Origin of the sequence: Bacteroides sp. AF25-5LB (assembly GCF_003602965.1) — a bacterium.
Classification (GTDB): Bacteria; Bacteroidota; Bacteroidia; order Bacteroidales; family Bacteroidaceae; genus Bacteroides; species Bacteroides uniformis.
In genome coordinates, this window is record NZ_QTMC01000022.1 from 71,463 (window position 1) to 80,669 (window position 9,207).

At 42.1% G+C, this 9,207-nt stretch carries 7 protein-coding genes; all 7 read right to left on the minus strand.

The window, feature by feature from the left end; genetic code table 11:
- Nucleotides 1-78: 78 nt before the first annotated feature.
- The 7 genes from DWY57_RS18785 to DWY57_RS18815 all read right to left on the minus strand — a co-directional run bounded on the left by DWY57_RS18785 (nt 79) and on the right by DWY57_RS18815 (nt 9,065).
- Nucleotides 79-1,761: an O-antigen ligase family protein gene (locus DWY57_RS18785; RefSeq protein ID WP_008665583.1), complete on the minus strand. Its 1,683-nt coding sequence runs from the start codon at nt 1,759-1,761 to the stop codon at nt 79-81.
- Between the two features lie 34 nt (nt 1,762-1,795).
- A complete protein-coding gene (locus tag DWY57_RS18790; protein WP_119962255.1) occupies nt 1,796-3,754 on the minus strand; it encodes a transglutaminase domain-containing protein in 1,959 nt (652 codons plus the stop codon).
- Nucleotides 3,755-3,798: 44 nt separating this feature from the next.
- Nucleotides 3,799-5,718 carry a hypothetical protein gene (locus tag DWY57_RS18795; protein ID WP_119962256.1) on the minus strand — a complete coding sequence of 640 codons (1,920 nt, stop codon included), beginning with the start codon at nt 5,716-5,718 and terminating at the stop codon, nt 3,799-3,801.
- Nucleotide 5,719: 1 nt separating this feature from the next.
- A complete protein-coding gene (gene lepB / locus DWY57_RS18800; protein WP_016272652.1) occupies nt 5,720-6,610 on the minus strand; it encodes a signal peptidase I in 891 nt (296 codons plus the stop codon).
- A 12-nt stretch (nt 6,611-6,622) separates the two neighbouring features.
- Nucleotides 6,623-7,501 (minus strand): DUF1573 domain-containing protein, encoded by an 879-nt coding sequence (locus DWY57_RS18805; protein WP_119962257.1) that lies wholly within the window; start codon nt 7,499-7,501, stop codon nt 6,623-6,625.
- Nucleotides 7,502-7,713: 212 nt separating this feature from the next.
- On the minus strand, nt 7,714-8,736 hold the full coding sequence (locus tag DWY57_RS18810) for a BF3164 family lipoprotein (protein WP_165853623.1): 1,023 nt from the start codon (nt 8,734-8,736) through the stop codon (nt 7,714-7,716).
- 89 nt (nt 8,737-8,825) lie between these two features.
- Nucleotides 8,826-9,065, minus strand: coding sequence for an NVEALA domain-containing protein (locus tag DWY57_RS18815; protein ID WP_119962259.1), 240 nt, complete (start codon nt 9,063-9,065; stop codon nt 8,826-8,828).
- Nucleotides 9,066-9,207: the final 142 nt, after the last annotated feature.

Sequence of the window (9,207 nt, forward strand, 5' to 3'; positions counted from 1 at the left end):
CGAACCGATATTTGCATGTGGACACTTTTTTCATAGCACTTTAGTAATTAGTTCGCTCATTATTAACGCTTTACGTTTTTATTCATCTTTTTTAATATGGACAAAAATAAGCTGAATCTTTTTTATTTCCTCCCTCATCTGTCGTATTGCCGTAGAATGCACTTTCGGCTCTTTCGTCAATACCATCCACTTCATTTTTTCAAACTTGTCCGGTTGCCTGAAGCTTGGTTCCGCATAAAGCTTCGCAAGCAGATAATAGGGATAAATACGTCCCGGCAAACGATGGGTGGAACGGATAAACCAGTCTTCCGCTGACAAGCAATCACCCATCTGCTGATAGTTTTTGCCTATCACATTCAGTATCATGGGGTCACAACTACGCTGTAAAGCTTCTTTCAAAATACGGTTGGATTTACTGAACTGCTGCTGCTTGTGCAATCCATGCCCATATTCGAACAAGAAAGATGCCCGGTCCCTCAACAGAGGATAAAGGCGCCCGTACTCTTTCTCTGCCGATTGATACGCACCTGCATTATACAGCACCCGCGCATTCATCCACTCCCGACAGGCCTGCTCCACTTGCAAGTCATTCTTCAGGCGAAAACCGCCAATGATGCCTACTGATACAGCCAGCCCCAACCATTGCCAACGGTCGGCACCGGACAAGCACGCCACAAGCAATCCTCCAAATGTAACGATAAATACCGGAAGTTGTAGCGGATAGGAGGAAAAAGAAAATATCATCAAGGAAAGAATGGCCCCACAGATACCATAACGTCCTTTACGGACTCCCCTATACAAACACAGCACGACCACAACCAATAGACATACAGCCAAAGGAATACCCAGTTCGACCGCAACCTGCAGATATTCATTGAATGCATATTCCGGACTTCCCGCCACACGTTCCTCCCACGGTTCATAATCACCTGCTGCAAAATAAGTTTCCTGTGCATTTCCATAGGCTGCTGCGAAATTATGAATCCCATATCCGGTCAACGGCTTTTCTGCAATGGCACGACAAGTTATCTTCCACATGAAAAGACGGCCACGTGCAGAATCGGGTTTCAAGACAAACAGTAAATAGCCCGCCAATAGCAAGACACAGAATCCACCGACCACTACCATCACCACACGCTGCCTTTGCTGCTGCCATAATAATCTGAACTTATCCGTCCAATCCATATGCCAAGCATATACACACAGACAGGAAACTCCTGCCGCCAACCATGCCGAACGGCTCATTCCTGCCGGAAGCACACAAAAGATAAGCAGCATCACGCCACCGGCAACCATAGCTCCAACTTTATCCATCACCTTTTTCCATCCTTTCCCGTCATTCCGGTCAGAGCAGAGAATCTCCCCCCTCTTGGTCAGCCATTGATGCAGACAGACCGGAAGTATCATGGCCAAATAGCCGGAATAAGGCCCCGGATTGAAGAAAGAACCTGTCAATACATACAAGGAATGGTTGGACACAGCATAACCATAAAGCTGCCTCAATCCCCAAACAGCCTCAATGCCCCCCAGCATTACCAATACCCACGAAACCGGTATAAAAAGAAAATACCTTTTTTCCATCATCAATCCAGCCATCAACAGACATCCTGCAACTACCAATGCACTTTTATCGAAATAGAGCCATTGCCCTATAACATCAGCTACAGGAAGTCCGGAAGAAACGTTACATGCCAAAGACAATAAAACTATACAAGCAATGTAGACCAAACTTCCAGTCAATAGATTACGTACATTATTCATTCTATCTATCAAATATTCAATAGTATTCTATAATTCACCAAAAGATTTGTTTCCCGTCTTTATATTCAAAAATCCGTTCATCTTTACCGGCTGTGTGATTCTTCAGATAAAATAAAGCACCTTGAAACCCTGAATAGACAATAGAATCTGACACAGCCATTTGCCGCCCGACAGAATTCCATTTTCCTCCACCCCAATAAAACAATTCATACAAATTACCTTTATAAATAAAATTCACCTCATTACGAGGAGTATACACCACCTTCTCCACACGATGGGGACTTCCAAAGTCCATCCCGGTCCATCCTCCATCCGGATGTATATAATCAAATGAAGTATCCGGATTACCGTCAAATGCGTTCAAATATTCATGTGTATTGTCTTCAAAACTTCCCGGAGTACCTATGATTTCCCCATATAGAGGTATGGTATCTTCCGTATTCTCATAAAAAGCCAGTTCCGAGATATTACAGAAACATCCGTCAGCACCCTTATAGCGCATATACCGATACGGTTTATCAGACTTCAACCGGGCCACAGTATATAGCCGATACGGAGCCTCCTTTATCAAAAGTAGAGTATCCTTCCACCCAAAGTCTGCCCGGTCGCTTCCTTCCACTACTCCCCCAATCATCCGGTCATTGAAAAGAACACTCAAAGTAAGATGGCACTTCCTATACAAGACCAATTCCTGCTTTTCAGCTTCCGGAACAATGAACCGTATCTTTCCGGTTTCACGCTCCAGAAGAAAAGGAGAAGATACTGCAGCGTATTCCTTTCCGTTCCAGGCAGCCAGCGTAAAGACCGCCCCGCCTCCCACATCCTCAAAACGAGCCTCCCGCTTTTTAAAGAAAGTATATCCTATAGGTTGCCATTGTAGTCTGTTGGCAAGGCACAAATACACCATATCCCCCTCACGAAACTGTCCGGAAAGCAAAGAATCCGGAAGAGCTACAGTCCAATTCCTGCTACCGGTATAAAGTGCAGTGACATCGCGGAAGAACGGACGTCGGAATGCCGGGTAAACATCGGAATATTTCCCCAGTTTCCGTACCGCCTCCTTATCAATACTATAGGTTGCCCGGTACATTTTTCCCCTCGAAATGCTATATTCTTCCGCTTTGCTCCATACTTCTTCATAAGGAAGATTTGCAATGTATGTCTTTCCTTCCTTATCCAAAACAAAATTCCAGAAATGAGAGGCATTGTTGTCTCCTAATACCATCACCCTATCTACTCCGCACGGAATGCCCAATGCCCGCAACACATATATCATGGCATCCGTAAACTCTCGGCAACTGCCCGTATGCCATTTCAGTACATCCGGTCCCAAATGAGGTCCCACCGGAAAAAGAGCCGTATTCCGGTAGTTCGCTTTCCGCAACGTATCCATCAACAACTGGGCGGCAACCTTAGGATTATCAGCCTCATCTGTCTTCCTGAATTCATCCAAAATCGGGCTATAGCACTCATAAATTTCTTTGCGCCAGAGAGAAAGCGGCTCATCCCCTATTCTATAAGGCAATATATATTCGCAGAAAGTATCAAAATCAACATGCTTTCCCCAAGGTTGCTCCCGCCAGACTTTGAATGCCCATTCTATATGATTGACCAAAAAAGCGGAATCCACCGTCATAATGTCCCTCTTATAAGTCAATTGATTTATAGAAAATTCTCCATCTGCTCTTTTCAAGGAATCAATCAACTCTTGCACATGCCTGGAATAAGGAAATGAAACGTATTCACTGAAATACTTCCTGTAATTCTCCAAGGCCTTTCCCTCGTAAGCACCATGAAAAGGCATATTCTCTATCAGAAAACAAGCAGCACGATATTTGTCACCGTCCTCTTCCTTGTAACGGTCCAGTACCTTTTGCAACTCCGCACGGTTATCACCGGCAAGATTCAAAGCTGTGTCCAACCACTGATTTTCCGAAGAACAAGCCACAAACAGACCTGCTGTAAACCATACCCATACACACCAATGTTTCATATCACTATTCCATTTTTTCTATTCCAATCTGAAAGGCAGTCCAATCAATCCTTACAATCCGATACAAATACCTGCTTACCAGCTTCCATATGAAATATCAGTTCTTCTTCTCCACGGGTACTGTCATGCAAATAGAGCAAAGCTCCCGATGGTATCCCGTCATATGGTAGAAAAGGTTTTTCGGCAATTTTCTTCCCCAATGAGTTCCAACAGCCCTCTCCCCAATAGAAGAGTTCATAATAATCCCCTATCCTGACAAAGTTATCATCGTTACGGGGCATATACATAAAATTGTCTATAGTAACAACCTTTCCAAAATCCACCGTTACACTTGCACCGGGTTTTGATGAAATGAAATACGACAACGGTTCATTATCATAGACCTGATAGGCAAAAGTATTTGCTGTGGCTGGAGCATCTCCCCAACTGTCTATAGGGACAATCTCTTCCTCTCCTTTATAAAAATGCATTTCGGCAACTTCCGCATATCCCTCTGCCGAAGAACAAAAACGGGCATAGCGACCCCTTACCGGTTTCTCAAGAATAACGTGATTATAATTGATACCGGGCGTATCTTTCACAGTACACAACAACTCCGCATTTTTAAAATCCTTATCACAAGCCGCCTCAAAATGCCCGTCTTTTATCCCTCCCATATAGTTCCTGATACGTTCCGAAAGAGGGTATTTCCGATACAATTCAGCAGAATAGCACTTGGAGGTATCTGCAACATAAGGATGTATATCCTTGCCATCAAAATAAAAAGGATTTCCAATAGGGCGATACTGCCCGTTTGCGAATGCCAACAATATATAAACCTGCCTCGAAGCCAAATTCCTAAAAAGCGCTTTTCCACTTTCTACCTTAGTAAAATCTATTCCCCGCCACCCATAAGCACTGAACAACCCCACATAAACATAATTCCCGTCCATCCCTTCTACCGGCAGTTCCAGATTCGAATCAAAATAATTATCCGACACTTTTCTTGCAAACACATCCTTAAAAGCAGCCGGTACGGACCGGTTCCGCATAAAATCGCCATCCATGTCCCATTGTCTGCCAAAACACCGGCGGTAAACCACGCTCGGGCGCCGACTGTCAATATAGAAACTTCCCCGTTCCGGCTTCCGGGAAGGGAAAGTAAAAGGAAGGCAGACACCCGTTACATCCCTCACCACATTCCACACATGCCCTTTCCGTGTTTCCGCATTGAAAGTATAGAAATCATAGGCTACCGGGACGCCGATGGCCCGCATCACATAAATCATAAAATCACAAGCATCCTGACACTTGCCGATACGATTATGCAGCAGGTACTCTCCTCCCAAATGCGGATAGTTAAAGACCCATGTAAACCGGTAAGGGTCTTCCTTCTGCAAATACTCCCAAACTACGCTAATCGCCTCCACTACATCGATACCCGTATAAACCTCGTCCAGCAAAAAGGAATAACGGTCATGGTATATCTGCCGCCAGTTGTCCGGAGTCTCATTTCCGATACGGTAGGGAAGCAGCCATTCACAGAAATCTGCAAAAGAAAGGGAAGCATTCCACGGACGCTTTTTCCAACCATCAAAAGCCAAATCAATGTTATTTATCAAGAATTCAGCCCTTATATTCAGTACATCCGGTTTTCTCTGCAATCCGGAAGGGGTATAATAATCCCAATCCGGTACGGCAGTATCCTTCAGCATCACCCCATAAGCATCTGCCGAAGCCAGCACTGTTTTCAAAGAATCCAGTTCTTCACCTTCAAGAGCATAGTGATAAGGCATATTTTCTATCAAGAAACAAGCGGCTTTATATTTTTCAGGCTCATCTTTATAATGTTCCAGTACCTTTTCCAGTTCGCCTTTGTTGGTTGCAGCACACTCCAGTGCGTACTCCAATCTGCCGGAAGCATTGCAAGCCTCCAATATCCCGGCAATCAATAATATCCAGAGCAATTTAAACAGAACTTTCATCTTAGTCTATTCTTTTAAAGATACGTTTCCATCTCATTTTTCCAGTATTCGGGCTGACGGACTTCCATACCAGCCATGCCCTTCCCACTATAAATGGTTCCGGCAGTAATCCCCAGTAGCGGGAATCTTTTGAATTCACCATCTTGTCACCCGAAACAAAATAATAGTTCTCACAGAAGCGGTAATTGTGTATCACACTGTCCCCCAGCAGAACCGAATCTCCATGCAATGTCAGTTTCTTTTTCTGTTCCCACTCTATCACGTTCCGATACAGCAACCGTGTTTCCGGATTCATTCCTACCACGCTGCCTTTGGCCGGTATATAAAGAGGCCCAAACTCGCTGATAGTCCACCCATTACAGCCACCATCGGGAAAGCTCTTAAGAACAAGGCCCCGTTCCTCCGTCATGCCCGAAGATATCAATTTACCTAATTCCTCCTGCGCCTGCACATTTCCTGCGATACCATCAAATCCGGACACACGATAATGTGTATTCCTTATCTCCAACGTATCACCCGGCACGGCGATACAGCGCTTCACGTAATACAACATCACGTCCAGCGCAATGCTGTCCCACCTGCCCGGATAAGGAAAATTGAACACCAACACATCATTCCGCTGAAAATTTCTCCATCCGGACATACGGTGCATCCTCACCTCCTTTTTCTCCACGGCATCAAGCACATTGAATAGGCGTGCTCCACCCGAACATTTATCCACCAGAATACAATCACCCGCCAGCAACGACGGTTCCATCGAGTCCGACGGTATCTTGAAGGAGGTCACCACAAACACCTGCAATACTATCAGTATCACAACAAGCAGGCACAGACAGAATAATACATTCGTTATTCCATTCAACCATTTTTTCAATTGCAGCCGCTCCTTCATCCCATCAATCAGTTATTTTGCATCCCCGCTAATCTTCAATACCAACGGAGAAGTTTCTGCATTGCAATATACCGTTATCGTCTTGTCAAAGTGCTCCGGATGTTCAGCTTTATAAACCACTTCCAAATCTATTTCCTTACCCGGTAATGCCGGTTCCTTTGAATAAGCTACGGTAGTACAACCACAAGAAGTGGCAACATCTTGTATAACCAATGGGTTATCTCCGATATTCTTCAATATAAAAGTTGCTTTTTGTTCCTCCTGCCAATCAAAGTTACCTAAACGCAAAAATGAGACATCTATATGGACTTTAGTCTGGGTAATGCCTTTTCCAGCAGTTGATACAATATCATTCCCACGAATAATTTTCAGATACAATTCTTTTATTTTAGGATTAAGAATTGGATTCCCCATCGCTAACACTTTATTATCCTTATCCAGCAAAAAAGTTTGGAAAGCCATATCAGATGGAAAATGATTTAAGCGATTAAGTTTATCATTTTCATCTATACAAACTGGATAGTCAAAGCCATTCTTTTTTAAAGTGTACAATAATTCGCTTTCACTTTTTGAATGCAAAAACAATAATACAGAAACCTTTTTGGGATAAGTTGAATCCAACTGACTGATAAGATTCCTCCACATAGGCAACTGCAATTTGCAGCTGAAACACCCTACCGAATCCACATAACTAAGAATTGTATATTGCAAAAGCTCCGGATATTGAACAGTATCCCTTCCATACACTGTAAAGCACAAATCATCAGGAATAATAATTTCTTTCTTCTCCCATTCTTTCACCAAGTGAATCATAGTATCATTATTCTTTCTCATACAAGCAGAAAAAGATACAACAACCAACAGCTTTATGAATAAGCGTCTATACTTCATCACAAAATTACTTCATTAATCACATTATTTTAAACTCATATTCAATCACTTCAAAAAGACAAAATCACACATATACAGAAAAACACAGAATTGCATATTTCAAATCATAATTTAATCCCAAACACAACATCATGTTTCTCTCCCTACCACATGTTATACTCTTTATCAGTCTATCCATCCCAACAAGAAACGGGACATAAAACATATAAAAATCATAATCTGAAAGAAACCAATTTATCTTCTGGATCCTGAATTATGCAATACCCGACGCCTTCCTTCTCATCTACAGCTAAACATGTTATACGTTTTCCTGATTTCAACAGTTTGATAGGTTTTCCAGCCCAGTCCAACACCATTAAATTTCGGTGCTTCCTATTCTTTTCATCCTGAATCAAAACATAAAGATACTCCCCTCCACTTACGATATCTACAGAAACTAAATCCGCACCCGGTCGCATTGTAGCAGTAACACGCCCCCCAGACTCAAAATCATATTCATATTTTCCCAACTGCTTCCTATATTTCAATTCTGGTGCATCCATTCCTTTGGAATCATAGCTATATATCTCCAATACAAAATAAGAACATGAGGCAAAAAGATGTTTATCCGTATTGATTGCAAACCGACTTTGATGAAACATAGCCTTTGCTTCCGTTGGAAAATCTTTTTCATCAGCCCAAAAATCAGGATAATCGCCAAACTCATTTATCACCTCTCGGTCATTCAAGTTCATCAAGCCATATCTTTTTTTGAAAAATCCAGAAAACACAATTCTATTTTCATCTAAAGGAATAAAGCAGTCTGCTTCTGATTTAATAAGCCCATCTTTTAAAAGAACTGGATTTTCATCAAGAGCCGAAAAAGGTATATGATTCAATAAATGAAGTTGTCGACTAAGCACCCATAGATTATCATCTACTATTTGAAGTTCCAAAGGAGATATCAACTCATTGGGACCATTCCCGGAAGCGACCAGATTTCCTTCTTTTTGAGCTGTCTTCAAATTGAATATATGTATCAAGGAATCACCATGAAACTCATTGATAAACAGAAAACTGTCTTTCTTCATCAATTGCATAGTAGAACCCAACAAATCCGGATAGGCTACTTCTTTAAATGACATCTGTTCTTGCAACTCAAAATCATATCCGATTGTATCATCTACATTTGCAACTTTCTTACCAGTACACTGTACGCAAAGAAAAGCGCACATCATTAATATTAATTTTTTCATATACAAAATTTCAGTTATTCTTCTATATAAATAAAAGGGCACTAAATTTATATATGACATTTAATGCCCTTTTATGTTAATTACAATTATCAAATTGTGTTCGGACCGCTCTCATCATAATAGGTAACAGACCCCATAGGGCTCTGAATCCAAGCACAAAGATGTCTTCCACCTGGACAACTTGTAGCACCACCCTCACCGCCTGCCAATGCTTCTACATTAGCCAAAGCCAAATCAGATAATGCTTCAGATTTCTGATTTGTATAAACACCATATCCTGCAATCGCTACAAATGCTGCAACAAAAGCTATCTTAATCATTTTCTTCATACTACTCTTCAGTTTTATTAGTATAAGATTATTCTTTTTTTATCATTTACCACAAGCATAATGCTTGCGTACCAGAATCAAGATATACCTCAAATCCGCAACTAAGCTCTTCAGCGTCCTTCTTGCGTCTAAACGTCCTCTC